14 protein-coding genes are annotated in these 17,877 nt (G+C 70.6%); 6 read left to right on the top strand and 8 right to left on the bottom strand.

Annotated elements, in window-relative coordinates:
* Window positions 1–81 precede the first annotated feature (81 nt).
* Complete coding sequence (locus JUB10_RS10925; RefSeq protein ID WP_207456676.1) at window positions 82–2,163, bottom strand: DNA gyrase/topoisomerase IV subunit B; 2,082 nt, start codon at window positions 2,161–2,163, stop codon at window positions 82–84.
* A 212-nt stretch (window positions 2,164–2,375) separates the two neighbouring features.
* Here JUB10_RS10925 and JUB10_RS10920 point away from each other — a divergent pair, with 212 nt between their 5' ends.
* Window positions 2,376–2,606 (top strand): DUF7455 domain-containing protein, encoded by a 231-nt coding sequence (locus tag JUB10_RS10920; protein ID WP_207456675.1) that lies wholly within the window; start codon window positions 2,376–2,378, stop codon window positions 2,604–2,606.
* Between the two features lie 24 nt (window positions 2,607–2,630).
* On the opposite strand, the gene JUB10_RS10915 is transcribed toward JUB10_RS10920, so the two are convergent.
* The 5 genes from JUB10_RS10915 to JUB10_RS10895 all read right to left on the bottom strand — a co-directional run bounded on the left by JUB10_RS10915 (window position 2,631) and on the right by JUB10_RS10895 (window position 8,508).
* Window positions 2,631–3,356 (bottom strand): type 1 glutamine amidotransferase, encoded by a 726-nt coding sequence (locus JUB10_RS10915; RefSeq protein ID WP_207456674.1) that lies wholly within the window; start codon window positions 3,354–3,356, stop codon window positions 2,631–2,633.
* Window positions 3,353–4,561, bottom strand: a complete 1,209-nt coding sequence (locus JUB10_RS10910; protein WP_207456672.1) for a MurT ligase domain-containing protein — start codon at window positions 4,559–4,561, stop codon at window positions 3,353–3,355. The genes JUB10_RS10915 and JUB10_RS10910 overlap by 4 nt, the downstream gene beginning before the upstream one ends.
* Window positions 4,562–4,644: 83 nt before the next feature.
* Entirely contained in the window at window positions 4,645–6,006 is a 1,362-nt protein-coding gene (locus tag JUB10_RS10905; RefSeq protein ID WP_207456671.1) for an RNA polymerase sigma factor, read from the bottom strand.
* Between the two features lie 179 nt (window positions 6,007–6,185).
* Window positions 6,186–7,532 (bottom strand): MFS transporter, encoded by a 1,347-nt coding sequence (locus JUB10_RS10900; RefSeq protein WP_207456670.1) that lies wholly within the window; start codon window positions 7,530–7,532, stop codon window positions 6,186–6,188.
* Between the two features lie 52 nt (window positions 7,533–7,584).
* The gene (locus JUB10_RS10895; RefSeq protein ID WP_207456669.1) at window positions 7,585–8,508 is read right to left on the bottom strand and encodes a proteasome assembly chaperone family protein; all 924 of its coding nucleotides are present in this window, start codon (window positions 8,506–8,508) and stop codon (window positions 7,585–7,587) included.
* A gap of 89 nt (window positions 8,509–8,597) precedes the next feature.
* Between JUB10_RS10895 and JUB10_RS10890 the strand changes: the two genes are divergently transcribed.
* From JUB10_RS10890 to sucB, 3 genes are all read left to right on the top strand, one after another.
* On the top strand, window positions 8,598–10,064 hold the full coding sequence (locus JUB10_RS10890; RefSeq protein WP_207456667.1) for a leucyl aminopeptidase: 1,467 nt from the start codon (window positions 8,598–8,600) through the stop codon (window positions 10,062–10,064).
* A 93-nt stretch (window positions 10,065–10,157) separates the two neighbouring features.
* The gene (gene lpdA / locus JUB10_RS10885) at window positions 10,158–11,531 is read left to right on the top strand and encodes a dihydrolipoyl dehydrogenase (RefSeq protein ID WP_207456666.1); all 1,374 of its coding nucleotides are present in this window, start codon (window positions 10,158–10,160) and stop codon (window positions 11,529–11,531) included.
* Window positions 11,532–11,573: 42 nt separating this feature from the next.
* A complete protein-coding gene (gene sucB / locus JUB10_RS10880) occupies window positions 11,574–13,229 on the top strand; it encodes a 2-oxoglutarate dehydrogenase, E2 component, dihydrolipoamide succinyltransferase (RefSeq protein ID WP_207456664.1) in 1,656 nt (551 codons plus the stop codon).
* A 58-nt stretch (window positions 13,230–13,287) separates the two neighbouring features.
* Here the strand turns inward: sucB and JUB10_RS10875 are convergent, their stop codons facing one another.
* The gene (locus JUB10_RS10875; protein WP_207456663.1) at window positions 13,288–14,652 is read right to left on the bottom strand and encodes a serine/threonine-protein kinase; all 1,365 of its coding nucleotides are present in this window, start codon (window positions 14,650–14,652) and stop codon (window positions 13,288–13,290) included.
* 166 nt (window positions 14,653–14,818) lie between these two features.
* Between JUB10_RS10875 and JUB10_RS10870 the strand changes: the two genes are divergently transcribed.
* Window positions 14,819–15,535 carry a DUF4191 domain-containing protein gene (locus JUB10_RS10870; protein ID WP_207456662.1) on the top strand — a complete coding sequence of 239 codons (717 nt, stop codon included), beginning with the start codon at window positions 14,819–14,821 and terminating at the stop codon, window positions 15,533–15,535.
* Window positions 15,536–15,692: 157 nt separating this feature from the next.
* On the opposite strand, the gene JUB10_RS10865 is transcribed toward JUB10_RS10870, so the two are convergent.
* Window positions 15,693–16,097, bottom strand: a complete 405-nt coding sequence (locus JUB10_RS10865; protein WP_207456660.1) for an RDD family protein — start codon at window positions 16,095–16,097, stop codon at window positions 15,693–15,695.
* A gap of 141 nt (window positions 16,098–16,238) precedes the next feature.
* Here JUB10_RS10865 and glnA point away from each other — a divergent pair, with 141 nt between their 5' ends.
* Window positions 16,239–17,663, top strand: a complete 1,425-nt coding sequence (gene glnA, locus JUB10_RS10860; protein ID WP_207456658.1) for a type I glutamate--ammonia ligase — start codon at window positions 16,239–16,241, stop codon at window positions 17,661–17,663.
* Window positions 17,664–17,877 lie beyond the last annotated feature (214 nt).

Below are 17,877 nucleotides of genomic sequence, written 5' to 3'. Positions count from 1 at the left end.
TATCCGGATGCCGGGACATCGGCACCGTCTCCTCTCTACCCGCGGAGGGTCGGCGCTCCCTGAACGGGGGCGCAGAGAGGCCTAGACGTCGATCTGCTCGCGGTCGAGGCGGTTCGAGCCCTGGATGATGAAGTCCTTGCGCGGGGCGACGTCGTTGCCCATGAGGAGCTCGAACACGTTCGCGGCGGCCTCGGCGTCGGTGACCCGCACGCGGCGGAGCGTGCGGTGCGCGCGGTCCATCGTGGTCGAGGCCAGCTGGTCGGCATCCATTTCGCCGAGGCCCTTGTAGCGCTGGATCGGGTCCTGGTACTTCCGTCCCGACTTCTTGAGGGCCGCGAGCACCCCCTGCAGCTCCGCCTCGCTGTAGGTGTAGATCGTGTCGTTCGGCTTGCTGCCGGGGTTGATCACGACGACGCGGTGCAGCGGGGGCACGGCCGCGAACACGCGGCCCTCCTCGATCATCGGCCGCATGTAGCGGAAGAAGAGCGTGAGCAGCAGGGTGCGGATGTGCGCGCCGTCCACGTCGGCGTCGCTCATGATGATGACCTTGCCGTACCGGGCGGAGGAGATGTCGAAGCTTCGGCCGGAGCCCGCGCCGATGACCTGGATGATCGAGGCGCATTCGGCGTTCGACAGCATGTCGGAGACCGACGCCTTCTGCACGTTGAGGATCTTGCCGCGGATCGGCAGGAGCGCCTGGTACTCGCTGTCGCGGGCGAGCTTGGCGGTGCCGAGCGCCGAGTCGCCCTCGACGATGAACAGTTCGGAGTTCGCGACGTCGCTCGAACGGCAGTCGACGAGCTTCGCCGGCAGTGACGAGCTCTCGAGCGCGTTCTTGCGGCGCTGGGTCTCCTTGTGGGCGCGGGCGGAGATGCGCGACTTCATCTCGGCGACGACCTTGTCGAGCACGAGGGACGTCTGCGCCTTGTCGTCGCGCTTCGGGGACGAGAACCGCTCCCCCAGCGCCTTGACGAGCACGTTGGAGACGATCGAGCGGGCTGCGGGGGTGCCGAGGATCTCCTTGGTCTGACCCTCGAACTGCGGCTCGGGCAGCCGCACCGTGAGCACGGCGGTCAGGCCGGCGAGCACGTCGTCCTTCTCCAGCTTGTCGCTGCCGGCCTTCAGCCGGCGGGCGTTCTGCTCGACCTGCTGGCGTAGAAAGCGCAGCAGCCCGGCCTCGAAGCCGGCCTGGTGCGTGCCGCCCTTCGGGGTCGAGATGATGTTGACGAAGCTGCGCACCTCGGTGTCGTACCCGGTGCCCCACCGCAGCGCGATGTCGACGGTGCACTCGCGCTGCACCTCGGTCGCGACCATGTGGCCGTTCTCCTGCAGCACCGGAACGGTCTCGGAGAACGTGCCGGTGCCGGTGATGCGCCAGGTGTCGGTGAGAGCCGCGTCCTTCGCGAGGAACTCGACGAACTCGCTGATGCCGCCCTCGTAACGGAACTCGTGCCGCTGCGGCTCCTCGCCGCGCTCGTCGACGATGTCGATGCCGAGCCCCGGCACGAGGAACGCAGTCTGGCGCGCGCGCCCGAGCAGCTCCTCCACCTGGAAGGCGGCGCCGCGGGTGAAGATCTGGCGGTCGGCCCAGTACCGCACGCGGGTGCCGGTGACGCCCTTCGCGGCCTTGCCGATCACGCGCAGCTCGCTGCCCGACACGAACGGGGCGAACGGGGCATCCGGGCTCGGCGCCTTTCCGCCGTCGTCGAAGATGCCCGGCTCGCCGCGGTGGAAGGACATCGCGTACGTCTTGCCGCCGCGGTCGACCTCGACGTCGAGCCGCTCGGAGAGCGCGTTGACGACCGAGGCGCCGACGCCGTGCAGGCCTCCGGAGGCTGCGTAGCTGCCCGAGCCGAACTTGCCGCCCGCGTGCAGCTTGGTGAAGACCACCTCGACGCCCGTCAGCCCGGTCTTGGGCTCGACGTCGACCGGGATGCCGCGGGCACGGTCGCGCACCTCGACGCTCTCGTCGGGGTGCAGGATCACCTGGATGGAGTCGCCGTGCCCCGCGAGCGCCTCATCGACCGAGTTGTCGATGATCTCCCAGAGGCAGTGCATGAGCCCACGGGAGTCGGTCGAGCCGATGTACATGCCGGGGCGCTTGCGCACGGCCTCGAGGCCCTCGAGCACCGACAGGTGACGCGCGGAGTAGTCGGATGCCACTGGCGCCCTTCTTCACGGGAACGGGAACAACGGCCGGAAGGCCGTCGTTAAGACTAAGTGCGGGGTGCGACATGCCCCCGCCGCCACACCCGCCGCAGCCGCGCGGCTTCGCGTTGAGCGAACGTGTCCTGTCTCTGAACACCCCGGGAACACCCGTCGTGCTTGACTAGGGCTACGAATCGCGGTCAGACACCGAGAGAGTAGGAGCAGGGATGTCCCAGTTCACAGCAGGACACCACGCTGTAGACGAGCTCGACTCGCGGCACCAGTTGACCGCGGCCGACCGTTGTGACAGCTGCGGTGCCCAGGCGTACATCCGCGTCACGATGCAGAGCGGCGAACTGCTGTTCTGCGCTCACCACGGCGCGAAGTTCAAGGAGAAGCTGTCGCCGACGGCTCTCGAGTGGCACGACGAGACCAGCCGTCTCTTCGAGTCCAACTGATCCACCTATCGGACGGCACCGGGGTCAGACCCGGTGCTTCTCCCGGATGACGCGTCGCGCTCGCGCGGCGCGTTCGTCGTTAACGCTCAGGGCGTCGTCGATCGACTCGGGCAGGTCGTCGCCGACCCGCCGGAGCGCGAGCTCGAGGATGCGGTCGGCGAGCACCGGGTTCTGTGCGAGCACGGGACCCTGCAGGTGCGTGCCGAAGAGGTGCCCGCTGCGGACGCCCTCCGCCGTGCCGGTGTCGTCGTTGCCGCGCCCGTGCTTGACGGTGCCGAGCGGGACGCCGCCCGTGAGCTCGAGGGTGTCGGAGTGGTTCTCGTAGCCGACGAGGGTTCCGAGCTGGCTCTCGACGATGATGTCGCCGACGATGCGCTTGTCGCCGAGGACGGTCGTGACCGGCAGGACGCCGGCGCCCTCGAGCTGCTCGCCGTCGGGCAGGCGCACGCTGCCGCCGAGCAGCTGCATGCCCCCGCTGACCGCGAGGAACGGCACGCCGGCGGCCGCGAGGTCGCGGAGCGCACCGGCGATGCGGAGCAGGTCGGCGTGCACGGCGCGCTGGGCGGAGACCGGCCCGGTGCCGACGAGCACGACGTCGACGTCGGCGGGAAGCTCCGCACCGACCTCGTGCGCCAGGCGCTCGGCGCGCAGGCCGTACCACTCGGCCCGCTTGGCGAGCACGAGCGTGTTGCCGCCGTCGCCGTTGATGCCGAGTTCTGCCGGGTAGAGCTGCAGGAGCTTCAGGCTCACTCGCCGTCCCTTCCCTCGAGGTCGGAGTAGCCGAGGAGTCGGCGGATGAGCATCATCTGCTCGTAGTTGACGATCATCGTCTTGCGGCCGGACTTGGTCCGCGGCAGCGCGAGGAAGCGCTGCACGGCCTTCCGCAGGTCGGGCTCGACGGTGCCGACGGGGATGTCGGAGTAACCGAGCCGCACCGCGAGCTGCCAGCCCTTGGAGCCGCTGACGACGTCGGCGTGGTCGAGCACCGAGAAGTCGGTGTCGTAGATCCACGACGGGTCGGGCGTGCCCTCGTCGATCGCGAGGAAGACCTGCTCCGGCGTCTCCTCGAGCGAATCGAGGTTCATCTGCATGCTCGCCGGGTTCTTCATCATGATGATCTCGACGTCGTCGCCGTCGCCGGTCTTCAGCAGCTCGCCGCGGCCGTAGACGGTCTTCATCGAGGCGAGCGCGCGGGTGACGAGCTCGGGACGGAAGCGGTCGCCGAGCACGACGCGAGCCGTCTCGGCGGCGGCCGCGGCGTCGATCGCGTAGTGCAGACCGCGGGAGGGCAGCGTGACGCTCGCGGTGTCGTCGCCGATCGCGAGGTCGGCGCGCGGTCCGTCGAGTGCCGTGACGGTGACGGATGCCTCGGGCGGCGCGCTCCGCTCGCCCGCCGAGAAGCGGGTGGCCGACGCGATGCCGTGCGGGGCGGCCGCGATCAGCTCGGGCCTGGCGCCGAACCAGCTGATCGAGGCATCCGTGCCGCCGTAGAGCTCACGGCCGAGGGCGGCGAGGTAGTCGTCGTCGCGGTTCAGCACGACGGCCTCGCTCGCGCTCGACGCGATCGTGTGCAGCATCCCGGCGACCCGGTCGGGCTCGTAGAACCGGTTGAGCTGGTCGATCTGGATGTTGAGCAGCAGCACGGTGCGCGGCTTCAGCAGCCCGCTGAGCTTGACGCCGTAGGCCTCGTCGATCTCGAGGATCGCGATGTCGGCGTCGAGCGCACCGTTCAGCGACACCTCTGAGAGCACGGCCGAGGCGATGCCCTGCGGGAGGTTCGCCCCCGAGGGATTCGTGAATACCTTCAGGCCGTGCTCGCGGAAGATCGCCGTGAGCATGTTGGTGGTCGTCGATTTGCCGTTGGAGCCGGAGACGGCGACGACACCGAGCGGGATGCGCGAGATCGTCTTCTCGAGGAAGCGAGGCTCGACGCGGAGCGCGAGGTACCCCGGCATAGCCGAGGCCCCGCCCCCGCGGACGCGGGCGGCCAGGCGGACCGCCCTTCCGAGCAGGACCGCGGGGAGAACGGGCACTCGGCTTACTCCAGGTAGTCGCGGAGGGACTGCGACCGCGACGGGTGGCGCAGCTTCGCCATGGTCTTGGACTCGATCTGGCGGATGCGCTCGCGCGTCACGCCGAAGGTGTCACCGATCTGGTCGAGCGTCTTGGGCATGCCGTCGCCGAGACCGAAGCGCATGCGGATGACGCCCGCCTCGCGCTCGCTCAGGGAGTCGAGCAGGCTCTCGAGCTGCTTCTGCAGCATCGTGAAGCCCACGGCGTCGGCCGGCACGACCGCCTCGGTGTCCTCGATGAGGTCACCGAACTCGCTGTCGCCGTCCTCGCCGAGCGGGGTGTGCAGAGAGATCGGCTCGCGGCCGTACTTCTGCACCTCGATGACCTTCTCCGGGGTCATGTCGAGCTCGCGGCTCAGCTCCTCGGGCGTGGGCTCGCGGCCCAGGTCCTGGAGCATCTGGCGCTGCACGCGGGCGAGCTTGTTGATGACCTCGACCATGTGCACGGGGATGCGGATGGTGCGAGCCTGGTCGGCCATGGCGCGGGTGATCGCCTGGCGGATCCACCACGTCGCGTAGGTCGAGAACTTGAAGCCCTTGGTGTAGTCGAACTTCTCGACCGCACGGATGAGGCCTAGGTTCCCCTCCTGAATGAGGTCGAGGAACTGCATGCCGCGTCCGGTGTAGCGCTTCGCGAGCGAGACGACGAGTCGGAGGTTCGCGCCGAGCAGGTGGCTCTTCGCCCGCTGCCCGTCCTTGGCGACCCACGAGAGCTCGCGGCCGAGCTGCGACCGCTTCTCGGTGTCGCTCATGTGCGACAGCTTCTCCTCGGCGAAGAGGCCCGCCTCGATGCGCATGGCGAGCTCGACCTCTTCGGCCGCGTTGAGCAGCGCGACCTTACCGATCTGCTTGAGGTAGTCCTTGACGGGGTCGGCGGTCGCGCCGGTGATCGCGGTCGAGTAGACCGGGACCTCGTCCTCGTCGTCGACGAGCGAGAGCACGAGGGCGCCCTCGGGCGCCTGCTCCTCGGGCTTGGCGCCTTCGGTCTCCTCGGCGTCCTCGGACTCGTCGGAGTCCGCGGCGACCTCGTCGGAGTCCTCGACCACGTCGGGGGTCTCGGCGACCTCCGCGTCGGCCTCGAGGTCGACCTCGTCGACGGGCTCCTCCTCGTCGGCGTCGTCGTCGGATGCCTTCGCGGCCGACTTCTTGGTGCCGGCGGCCTTCTTGGTGGTCGCGCGCGGCTTCTTGGCCGCGGGGGTCTCGGTCGCCGCCGACTTGGCGCGCGTGCGCTTCGGCGCGGTCGCGGTCGCCGTCGCAGCGGCGTCGTCGGTGCCGACGCCGTCGTCGACCCGGTCTGCGACCGCCGTGCTCTTGGTGCGGGTAGCCATTGAGTACCTTTCCTGGTCGTTCTCAGTACCGGGCGTTTTCGGGCAGTACTTGGACCCATGTCAAGTCCCCTGCGAACAGCCGCCTCGCGGTGTCGGAACTCGGGACTTGACCGGGTCCGTGCCTTCTATTATACCCGCGGAACAGCGAGCTCCCGTCCCCCGGTCGCCGCCGCCCGCGGTCAGCCGCCTGCCGGTCCCCGGCGGCGGCGCCTTCTCCACGCCCTGCCTATTGCAACCCAGAGCGGGGCCACCTCTATTCCCTCTTCCTCGTGCATGCGCATGCGGGTCCTCCTGCGTGCGCGGATGAGGAACAGCACGCCCATGCCGACGACGAGGTACTGCACGAGGAACGCGAGGCGGAACGAGTCGAGCGCGTAGACGTCGCTCGGCAGACCCTGCGCGACGCGGATGCGGTCGAGCACGTCGAGGATCGCGCCGATGAGGAACATCATCGTGAAAGAGGCGACGAAGCCGCCCACGTTGACGATGCCGTTCGCCGAGCCGAGGTTGCGCAGCGGGTTGAACGTGCGGGCGAAGTCGAACCCGATGATCGAGCCGGGTCCGCCGACGCCGACCACCACGACGAGGATCGCGAGCGCCCACAGCGGCGGCTGCCCCGGCCACGCGAGCACGAGGGCCCAAGCCAGCGCCATCGCGGTCACGATCGCGAGCACGAGGTTCGAGCGTCGCGTCGGGAAGCGAGCGGTGAGGATGCCGAGCACCGGCCCGGACACGAGGCCCGCGACGACGAGCAGCGCGAGCAGGCCGGAGCCCACCGTCGTCGAATAGCCTGCGCCGGCGACGACGAACGGCAGCCCCCACAGCAGGCTGAACACGGTGCCGGACGACTGCGTGACGAAGTGAGACCAGAAACCGAGCTGCGTGCCCGGCCTGGAGAGGGCGTTCTTGAGCCTCGCGACGGTCTCGCCCCGCTCGGCGCGGACGGCGGGCGGGGCCGAGGCCGTCTCGCCGTTGGCGACGAGGAACAGCACGGCGAGCAGCCCCGCGAGCGAGACGGCGGCGAGGATCGAGAACGCGGGCGTCCAGCCGGCCGCGTGCAGGAGTGCGGAGAACGGGATCGCGGAGGACAGCTGACCGAGCGCGCCGACGTTGCCGGTCCACTGAGAGACCTGGGGCAGCAGCCGCCCGCCGAACCACGCCGGCAGCAGGCGCATGACGCTGATGAACGTGCCCGCGTCGCCGGCACCCACGAGCATCCGGCCGAGCACCGCGACGCCGAGATTCGGCGCGAACGCGACCACGAGCTGCCCGACCGCCATGAGGGCGGCGCCCGTCATGATCAGCCTCTTCGGGCCCGCCCGGTCGAGGAGCACTCCGACCGGCACCTGCAGAGCCGCGTAGACGGCGAGCTGCAGCACGGTGAGCGTGGACAGTTCCGCGGCGCTCACGTGGAAGCGCTGCGCGGCCTCCACGCCGGCGACTCCGATCGTGGAGCGCTGGGTGACCGCGATGAGATACGCGAATACGGCGGCGCCCCAGACGATCCAGGAGCGCGCAGAGTTCACTCAGACGAGTCTAAGTTCTGCAGCCCCGTCCGGATGACCCGCCGTGGCGGGCCTACTTCTGCTGGCCGCCCTCGTCGCCCGTGCGGCGGATCGCGAGGAACTTCTCGAGCTCGGCGCCGATGTCGTCGGCGGTGGGCAGCTCCCCGGCCTCGTCGGTGAGCGGCGACCGCACCGGGTTGTCCTCGGTGTAGGCGTCGTGCCGCTCCTCCAGCGTCCCCACGAGGCGCTGCAGCTCGGCGTTGCCCTGCACCTGCTCGTCGATCCGGGCCACGAACTCGCGGCCCTGCTCGCGCAGCTCGTCGCTCGGGAAGATGAGCCCGGTGGCGGCGGTCACCGACTCGAGCGCCGCGACCGCGGCATCCGGGTACTCGGTGTCGCCGAGGTAGTGCGGCACGAGCAGCGCGAAACCGGTGACGGGGTGCTCGAGCTCCTGCAGGCGGTACTCGATGAGCTGCAGCGCGTTCGCCGGCACCTGCGTGTGCGGCTTCCAGATCGACATCGCGTCGACGAGCTCCCGGCGGTTGCCGCTCACCGTCACGCCGATCGGCCGGGTGTGCGGAACGGGCATCGGGATCGCGTGCACCCAGGTCGTGGACGACACGGCGAAGCGGTCGATCAGCTGCAGCACCGCCGCGGTGAACCGCTCCCACTGGAAGTCCGGCTCGTAGCCCGTCAGCAGCAGGAACTGCTTGCCGAGCTCGTCGGTCACGAGGTCGAGTGCCAGCCGGGCGGGCCGGTAGTCGCTCAGGTGGTCCTGGTCGAACGTCATGATCGGGCGGCGGGCGCGGTAGTCGAGCAGCACGTCGTTGTCGAAGGTCGCGACGGTGCGGCTGTCGAGGCGCTCGCGGAGGTAGTCGTTGAACTGCGACACGGCGCCCCCGGCGTCGGTGAAGCCGGTCAGGCCGGCGACGAGGGGCAGCCCGGAGGGCACGGCGACGTCGTCGTGGAACTCGTAGAGACCGGCGGGATCGTGCACTCGAGAAGTCTAGGTCGCACCCCTGTCCCGCCCCTGTGCGGCCGCCGCCGCGCCGTGGTGCCGTGAGCGAACGCGCCTAGCATGGCGGCATGACCGTCCCCGCGCTCTCCCTGTCGTCCTCCCCCGCGTCCGAGATCGACGGCGACGTCCTCGTCGTCGGTGTGCGCCAGGCGAAGGACGCCCCCGAACTGCTGGTTCCCGACGAGGCGCTCGCCGCCCTGCTCGAGCCTCTCGGCGTGACGGGCGCCGCGGACGAGGTCGTCCGCGCGCCGGGCGTCGGCGCGGCTCGCAGCGTCGCGTTCGTCGGGGTCGGCGAGAGCGTCGACGCCGACGCGCTGCGCTACGCCGCGGGCAGCGCGACGCGTCAGCTGCGCGGCCTCGACACCGTGGTGCTCGAACTGCCCGTCTCGGGCGAGCACGAGGCCGTCGCCGTCCTCGAGGGCGCCGCGATCGGCGCCTACGCCTTCACCGCCTACCGCTCCGCCGCGCCGTCGGCCGCGAAGTCGCCCGCGTCCCGGATCGTCCTCGCCGCCCAGGGCGTTCCGGATGCCGCCCTGGAGCAGGCCGCCGCGGTGGCCGAGGCCGTGCACACCGTGCGCGACCTCGTGAACACCCCGCCGCTCGACCTGTACCCCGAGAGCCTCGCGGACTTCGTGCAGGCGAACTCCGACGGACTCGAGGTCGAGGTGCTCGCGCACGACGAGCTCGTGGCCGGCGGGTACGGCGGCATCCTCGGTGTTGGCCAGGGCTCCACCCGCGGGCCGCGCCTGGTCAAGGTCGTGTACTCCCCCGAGGGTGCGCAGAAGCACCTCGCGCTCGTCGGCAAGGGCATCACGTTCGACTCCGGCGGGCTCTCGCTCAAGCCCGCCGCCTCGATGGTCGGCATGAAGTACGACATGACCGGCGCCGCGACGGTGTTCGCCGTCACCCGGGCGGTCGCCCGGCTCGGCCTCCCGATCAAGGTCACCGCGTGGCTCTGCATCGCGGAGAACATGCCCTCCGGCAGCGCCATCCGACCCAACGACGTGCTCCGCATCCGCGGCGGCAAGACCGTCGAGGTGCTCAACACCGACGCCGAGGGCCGCCTCGTGCTCGCGGACGGTCTCGTCGCGGCGAGCGAGGAGCAGCCTGACGCGATCATCGACGTCGCGACGCTGACCGGCGCGGCATCCGTCGCCCTCGGCAACCGCTACGTCGGCACGATGGGCGACGACGAGCTCGTCGGCCAGGTCGTGCAGGCGGCGAAGAGCGTCGGCGAGACCCTGTGGCCGATGCCGCTGCCCGGAGAGCTGCGGGCCCTGCTCGCCTCCGACGTCGCCGACATCGCCAACGCGAAGCCGGGCAACACGGCGGCCGGGATGCTGCTCGCCGCGGTGTTCCTGCGCGAGTTCATCGGCACCCGCGAGGGCTCCGACACGCGCATCCCGTGGGCGCACCTCGACATCGCCGGACCCGCCAACAACGCGGCCGGAGGCTACGGATTCACGGGCAAGGGCTCCACCGGGGTCGCCGTGCGGGCGCTCGTCGCCGTCGCTCGGGAGCTCGGACGCGCGTAGTAAGGTCGAGGGGGCGGGCGAACACCGCCGAATCGGCCCCGCGTCGCACCCCTGACGCGGGTGCTGCACGTATGAGCACAAGGGAGTTGCTGGGTGGCTGATCAGAATTTTGACCTTGTTGTTCTCGGCGGCGGCAGCGGCGGTTATGCCGCGGCACTGCGCGCGAGCCAGCTCGGCCAGAGCGTCGCGCTGATCGAGAAGAACAAGCTCGGTGGCACCTGCCTCCACGTCGGCTGCATCCCCACCAAGGCACTGCTCCACGCGGGCGAGATCGCCGACGGCGCCCGCGAGGCGGCCAAGTACGGCGTGCAGGCCACCCTCCACGGCGTCGACATCAACGCGGTCACGCAGTACCGCGAGGGCGTCGTGCAGTCGAAGTGGAAGGGCCTCACCGGCCTCATCAAGGCTCGCGGCATCACCGTCATCGAGGGCGAGGGTCGCTACGCCGGCGGGACGTCCGTCACCGTCAACGGCGACACCGTCACCGGCAAGAACCTGATCCTCGCGACCGGGTCGTACTCCCGCTCGCTCCCCGGCCTCGACCTCGGCGGCCGCGTGATCACCTCCGAGCAGGCGCTCGGCCTCGACTTCATCCCCGGCAAGGTGGCCATCCTCGGCGGCGGCGTGATCGGCGTCGAGTTCGCGAGCGTCTGGAAGAGCTTCGGCTCCGAGGTCACGATCGTCGAGGGTCTGCCCCACCTCGTGCCGAACGAGGACGAGGCGATGTCGAAGGCGCTCGAGCGCGCCTTCCGCAAGCGCGGCATCGAGTTCAAGCTCGGCGTGCGTTTCCAGAGCGTGCAGCAGCACGACAACGGCGTCGTCGTCACTCTTGAGAACGGCGAGACCGTCGAGGCCGAGCTCCTCCTCGTCGCGGTTGGCCGCGGGCCCGCCACCGGCGGCCTCGGGCTCGAGGAGAACGGCATCCGCATGGACCGCGGCTACGTGCTCACCAACGAGCGCCTCGCCACGAGCGTCCCGAACGTCTACGCCGTCGGCGACATCGTCCCCGGTCTCCAGCTCGCGCACCGCGGCTTCCAGCAGGGCATCTTCGTCGCCGAGGAGATCGCGGGCCTGAACCCGATCATCATCGAGGACGTCAACATCCCCAAGGTCACCTACTCCGACCCCGAGGTCGCCTCGATCGGTCTCAGCGAGGTCAAGGCCGTCGAGAAGTACGGCAAGGACAAGGTCACGACCTACGACTACAACCTCGCGGGCAACGGGCGCAGCCACATCCTCGGCACGACCGGCTCCGTGAAGGTCGTCCGCGTCAACGACGGTCCCGTCGTCGGCGTGCACATGGTCGGCGCCCGCGTCGGCGAGCTGATCGGCGAGGCTCAGCTCGCCGTCAACTGGGAGGCCTACCCCGAGGACATCACGCCCCTCGTGCACGCCCACCCGACTCAGAACGAAGCCCTCGGCGAGGCGTTCCTCGCGATCGCCGGCAAGCCGCTGCACGCCCTCTGATCCGGCGCCAGGCAGACCACCACTAAGAAGGAGCATCCACAGATGAGCGAATCGGTCAACCTCCCGGCACTCGGTGAGAGTGTCACCGAGGGAACCGTGACCCGGTGGCTCAAGAACGTCGGCGACCGCGTCGAGGTCGATGAGCCGCTGCTCGAGGTCTCGACCGACAAGGTCGACACCGAGATCCCCTCCCCCGTCGCGGGCGTGATCGAGCAGATCCTCGTCGCCGAGGACGAGACCGTCGAGGTCGGCACCCCGCTCGTCACGATCGGTGACGGCTCGGGCGCCGGGTCCTCGGAGCCCGAGGCCCCGCAGGAGGCCGTCGCGCCCGCTCCGGAGCAGCAGCAGCCCCCGGCCGCCGAGGCGCCCGTCGCCGCCGCGCAGCCCGCCCCGGCCGCCCCGGCCCCCGCCGTGCAGGAGCCCGCCGGCGCGCCGGTGCCGCCGCCGCCCGCCGCCCCGGCCCCTGCGACCGAGACGCCCGCGCAGCCCGCCCAGGGTCAGCAGCAGGACCAGGGGGCCACCGCGGCCCCGTCGTCGCCCGAGCCGGGCCTCGAGGCCGAGGTCCCCTCGGACGAGGCGCCCGCCCCCGGTGACCCCGCGCAGCAGCAGGTGACCCCGCCCGCCCCGGCGGAGTCGGTCGACCCCGCCCCGGCCGCCCAGCAGGCGCCCGCCGCGCAGCCCGCTCCCGCCGCCGTCCCGGCCGCGCAGCCCGCTCCGGCCGCGCAGCCCGAGTCATCCGCTCCCGCCGCGCAGCCGACCGAGACCGACGAGGCGCCGAGCGGCGCCAACGCCGGCTACGTCACGCCGATCGTCCGTAAGCTCGCGAGCGAGCGCGGCGTCGACCTGGCCTCGATCACCGGCACCGGTGTCGGCGGTCGTATCCGCAAGCAGGACGTGCTCGACGCCTCGACCAGCGCCCCCGCCGGCGCCGGTGCGGCGCCCGCCGCGGCCACGGCCCAGCGCACCGAGGTGGAGGTCTCGCCGCTGCGCGGCACCACCGTCAAGATGTCACGTCTGCGCAAGGTCGTCGCCGAGCGCGCCGTCGTGTCGATGCAGTCGACCGCGCAGCTCACGAGCGTCGTCGAGGTCGACGTCACGAAGGTCGCCGCCTTCCGCGACAAGGTCAAGAAGCAGTTCCAGGAGAAGACGGGCAACAAGCTCTCGTTCCTGCCGTTCTTCGCGATCGCCGCGGCCGAGGCCCTGAAGACGTACCCGATCATCAACGCGACGGTCGACGGTGACAGCATCGTCTACCCCGACCACGAGAACATCTCGATCGCGGTCGACACCGAGCGCGGCCTGCTCACCCCGGTCATCCGGAACGCCGGCGAGAAGAACATCGCGGAGCTGGCCGGCGACATCGCCGACCTCGCCCTGCGCACCCGCGAGAACAAGCTCAAGCCGGACGAGCTGTCGGGCGGCACCTTCACGCTGACCAACACCGGGTCGCGTGGCGCGCTCTTCGACACCCCGGTCGTGTTCCTGCCGCAGGTCGCGATCCTCGGCACCGGCATCGTGACGAAGCGTCCGGTCGTGCTGAGCGGCGCCGAGGGCGACGTGATCGCGATCCGCTCGACGGTGTACCTCGCCCTGTCGTACGACCACCGCATCGTCGACGGCGCGGATGCCGCCCGCTTCCTGGTCGCGGTCAAGAACCGCCTCGAGGCCGGCGACTTCGAGGGCGACCTCGGGATCTGACGACCCGGTCACGACGGCCCCGGTTCTCTTCGGAGACCGGGGCCGTCGTCGTTTCCACTCATCCGGTGTCGACCCTGACCTCGCGGAGGCGCCAGCCAGCCTCCCCTCGGCTGACGACGACCGAGGCGGACGCGCCCGTCTCGACGGTGCCGGCGAGGATCGCGGTGTCGCCGAGGCGCTCCACCAGGTGCAGGCCCTCCGGCCGCGGCAGCGACAGCTCGGTTCCGGTCCGCATCGCCTCGACGAGTTCGGCGTCCGCGGTCGCGATCGGAGCGCCCTGCTGGTGCACTGCCTCGAGGCACAGCACCGACAGATCCCGCAGGCACGTCTCTCGGGCCTGGATGAGGAGCTGGGCGGCGGCGAGCGGGTCGTCGCCGGTGACGGCGTCGCCGAGCGCCGGAGGCGACCCGGGCTCGACGCCGGCAGGCTCGGTGTCCGCAGTCGCGCCGTCGCCCGGCGGCGCCGCGGGGTCGCTCGCGGTCGCCTCGGTCCTCGGCAGCGCGATCGCCGCCATCAGCAGCGCTGCAGCCCCGCCGAGGAGCAGCCACGCGCGCGGGCTGACACGGCCCAGACGGAACCGCCGCAGGAGACCCGCCCCCGCGCTCACGGACGCGATCGCGGACTCGACCGCGTCGAGGACCGCTGGCGGCAGCGGCGCGGCCGCCAGCCAGGCCCGAGCGGGCCGCGCTGCGACGGCGGCCGGCGGTCCCGCGGCGGAACGCACCTCGTCCGCGGGTCGAAGGGTCGCCGCGGGCGAGTCGAACGAGACGGCGGTCGCGTCTCCGAGTTCGAACGCCCGCTCCGCGAGCACGGCCGCGAACCGCTCGGGCGGCACCTCGTCGCCCGTCAGCCACGCCGGGGCGACGCCCGGCGGCACGAGCGCGGCGGCGAGAGCGCGGAGAGCCCGTGCGTCGGCGACGACCTCGGGCAACAGGGCGAGTCGCGCCTCGGGCAACGGATTCGATGACTCGGCCAGCGCCCGCGCCCTTCCGAAGGACGCGAGGAACGGGGCGCCCGCCGCGTCGAACAGCACCGACCCCGCGTCGAGCCGGCCGTGCGCGAGGCCCGACGCGTGCAGGCGGGCCACCGCGGCGGCGAGCGGCGCGAGCACGGTTATCGCCTCGCCGACGGCGAGCGGACCGCGCTCGGCGACGAGCGACGAGAGCGGCGCCGGCCGCAACCGCCGCAGCACGAGGGCCGTCGCGCCCCTGGCATCCGCCGAGACGTCGAGGAGCGGCACGACGTGCGGCCCCTGCGCCCGCGCGAGGGCATCGAGCTCGCGGTCGATCGCGTCGGCGTCGACGTGCGGGGCGAACACCTTGACGGCGTAGCCGGAGCCCGAGGCCCCGCGGGCGTGCCAGACGATGGATCGCTCCCCCTCGGCGAGTCGCCGGGTGAGAGTCAGGCCCGCGATCGTCTCCACCGCTTCATCGTCGTGCCGCCCGCGGGCGATGCGGGCCCGAGCAGCGGCACCAGGGGAGACAGTCCGGGCACATCACGACTGGGGAGGAGAACTCCGTCCGCTGAGGGCGCAGCGGCCACGATCCTGACCGGCGGAAGGGGTCCCCTGCTGGCCGTATCCTTTACGCATGGCACGCGACAAAGCCGAACGCAAGACCCCCAAGGAGCCCGGCCGTCTGAAGCAGATGGTGCAGGTCTTCAACATGACCCGCCGCTACGACAAGTCGGTCGTGCTGTGGATGGTGCTCGCCCTCGTGCTGCCCATCGTCGTGAGCATCGTGCTCGCGCTGCTGCTCTCGGCGGGCAACGGCTTCATCATCGCGCTCTGGATCATCGCGGGTGTGCTCACCGGCGCGCTGATCGCGCTCATCGTGCTCGGCCGCCGCGCCGAGCGGGCTGCGTACTCGCAGATCGAGGGTCAGCCGGGCGCCGTCGGCGCCGTGCTGAAGAGCGGCCTCCGCCGCGGCTGGACCGGCAGCGAGATGCCCGTCGCCGTCAGCCCCCGCACGCAGGACGCGGTCTACCGCGCCGTCGGCAAGGGCGGCATCGTGCTCATCGGCGAGGGACCGCGCAGCCGCGTCAAGCGCATGCTCGACGACGAGCAGCGCAACATCCGCCGCATCCTGCCCAACGTGCAGATCAACACCCTCACCGTCGGCAAGGACGACGAGTCGGTGCGGCTGCACCAGGTGCCGAAGAAGCTGCGCTCCTACAAGAAGACCCTGTCGCGCGCCGAGATCTTCGCCGTCAACAACCGCCTGAGCTCGCTGAGCCGCAACACCGCGGGCCTGGGCATCCCGAAGGGCATTGACCCGACGCGGGTGCGGTCACAGCGTCCGCGCTGATCCGTCGCGGAACGAGACCCGGCGAGCGTCCCCGACGCCGTCGGGTCTTCGCGTTTCCGGGGGCGCGGGTAACTAGGCCGCTCGTCGTTCGGAGGCCGACTGGCGCGGCGACGTCGGCAGACGCCTGCGACCCCGCTGTCTGACCGCCGGTGCTACCTCAGCGGACGCTGACGAGCACGGTGCCGGCGCCGCGGTCGTGCATGCCGCGCTGGTCCTTGTCCCAGATCACGGCGGGGATCACGAGGCACAGCAGCAGGGTGCGCACGATGGGGCGCCACCACTGCAGCCGGCCGCCGGTGACGGGCACGACCCTGAGGCCGACGAGCAGGTGACCGATGCTGCCGTTCGCGAGCAGGATCGAGACGATCTGCGTCACGGCGAAGATCGCGATGAGCGAGAACCGGTCGTAGCCGAAGAACACCATGCTGATGATCACGGTGTAGCCGTAGTCGATGGCGAGGGCGCCGATGCGGCGGCCGAGCCGGCCGATCGAGCGGGGTCCGGATGCCGGGAGGCCGAGGTCCCTGCCGGGCCAGTCGCCCGCGACGCCCGCAGAACTCATGTGGTCGATGGTAGCCGGGTGAGAACGCGTAACATCGCCGAAACAATAGCGACACCCTCGGGAAACGGCCCGCGGCTAACCTTTCGGGCGGGTTCCGATCCAGGGGCCCGTCAGTACCAGCCCCCATTGGAGCCCGAATTCATGTTCAGTGATTCTTCCGAGGTGCTCGCGTTCATCAAGGACACGGATGTCAAGTTCCTCGACATCCGATTCACCGACCTCCCTGGTGTGCAGCAGCACTTCAACATTCCGGCCGCCACGGTCGACGAGGACTTCTTCTCCGTCGGCCAGCTGTTCGACGGTTCGTCGATCCGCGGCTTCGCGAGCATTCACGAATCCGACATGCAGCTCATCCCCGACGTGTCGACCGCTTACATCGACCCGTTCCGCACCGAGCGCACCCTCATCATGGTGTTCGACATCTACAACCCGCGTAACGGCGAGATCTACAGCCGTGACCCGCGCCAGGTCGCCAAGAAGGCCGAGAAGTACCTCGCGTCGACCGGCATCGCCGACACCGCGTTCTTCGCCCCCGAGGCCGAGTTCTACATCTTCGACGACGTGCGCTACGAGGTGAAGCAGGGCTCCAGCTTCTACTCGGTCGACTCCGACGAGGCCGCGTGGAACACCGGTCGCGTGGAGGAGGGCGGCAACCTCGCCAACAAGACCCCCTTCAAGGGCGGCTACTTCCCCGTCTCCCCCATCGACAAGCACGCCGACATGCGTGACGACATCGTCCTCAAGCTCATGGAGGTCGGTCTCGAGGTCGAGCGCAGCCACCACGAGGTCGGCACCGCCGGTCAGGGCGAGATCAACTACAAGTTCGACACGATGGTCCACGCCGCGGACGACATCCTGAAGTTCAAGTACATCGTCAAGAACACCGCCGAGGAGTGGGGCAAGGTCGCGACCTTCATGCCCAAGCCGCTGTTCGGTGACAACGGCTCCGGCATGCACACCCACCAGTCGCTCTGGTCGGAGGGCAAGCCGCTGTTCTACGACGAGGCCGGCTACGCGGGCCTCTCGGACATCGCCCGCTGGTACATCGGCGGCATCCTCAAGCACGCCCCGGCCGTGCTCGCGTTCACGAACCCCACGCTGAACTCGTACCACCGCCTGGTGCCCGGCTTCGAGGCGCCCGTGAATCTGGTCTACTCGGCCGGCAACCGCTCGGCGTCGGTCCGCATCCCGATCACCGGCACGAACCCGAAGGCCAAGCGCATCGAGTTCCGCGCCCCGGATGCCTCGGGCAACCCGTACCTCGCGTTCGCCGCTCAGCTCATGGCGGGCCTCGACGGGATCCAGAACCGCATCGAGCCGCACGAGCCGGTCGACAAGGACCTCTACGAGCTGCCGCCCGAGGAGGCCAAGCTCATTCCGCAGGTTCCGGGCTCGCTCGCCGAGGCGCTCAACGCGCTCGAGGCCGACCACGAGTTCCTCACGAAGGGCAACGTCTTCACCGAGGACCTCATCGAGACGTGGATCGCCTACAAGCGCGAGAAGGAGATCATCCCCGCCGCGCAGCGTCCGCACCCGTTCGAGTACGAGCTGTACTTCTCGGTCTGATCCCTGCACACGAAGCGGGCCGCATCCTTCGGGGTGCGGCCCGCTTTCGCATGCAGTGCGACCGCTGCGGCCCCGCCGGCCGAGCAGCTCGAGCTCCGGACGCGAACGGCTAGGCCCGAGCAGTTCCTCCCCGGAGTTGCGGATGCGGGCGGGATTCTCGTCACGGGTAGCCGGGACAGGCCTCGGTCGCGCGAGTCGCGCGGCGACTAATGCG

The sequence above is a fragment of the Desertivibrio insolitus genome, from assembly GCF_017355965.1.
In the GTDB taxonomy this organism is placed as follows: domain Bacteria; phylum Actinomycetota; class Actinomycetes; order Actinomycetales; family Microbacteriaceae; genus JAFIQW01.
The sequence above is the reverse complement of the archived record's forward strand: the minus strand, read 5'-3'. Positions and strand labels throughout refer to the sequence as shown.

Coding starts and splice junctions, on each gene's coding strand:
- JUB10_RS10910 (WP_207456672.1), bottom strand. CDS start 4,561: ATGCCGGGGTACCTCGCGCTCCGCGTCGAGCCTCGCTTCCTCGAGAAG.
- JUB10_RS10890 (WP_207456667.1), top strand. CDS start 8,598: ATGACCGTCCCCGCGCTCTCCCTGTCGTCCTCCCCCGCGTCCGAGATC.
- JUB10_RS10870 (WP_207456662.1), top strand. CDS start 14,819: ATGGCACGCGACAAAGCCGAACGCAAGACCCCCAAGGAGCCCGGCCGT.
- JUB10_RS10865 (WP_207456660.1), bottom strand. CDS start 16,097: ATGAGTTCTGCGGGCGTCGCGGGCGACTGGCCCGGCAGGGACCTCGGC.
- sucB (WP_207456664.1), top strand. CDS start 11,574: ATGAGCGAATCGGTCAACCTCCCGGCACTCGGTGAGAGTGTCACCGAG.
- JUB10_RS10905 (WP_207456671.1), bottom strand. CDS start 6,006: ATGGCTACCCGCACCAAGAGCACGGCGGTCGCAGACCGGGTCGACGAC.
- JUB10_RS10920 (WP_207456675.1), top strand. CDS start 2,376: ATGTCCCAGTTCACAGCAGGACACCACGCTGTAGACGAGCTCGACTCG.
- glnA (WP_207456658.1), top strand. CDS start 16,239: ATGTTCAGTGATTCTTCCGAGGTGCTCGCGTTCATCAAGGACACGGAT.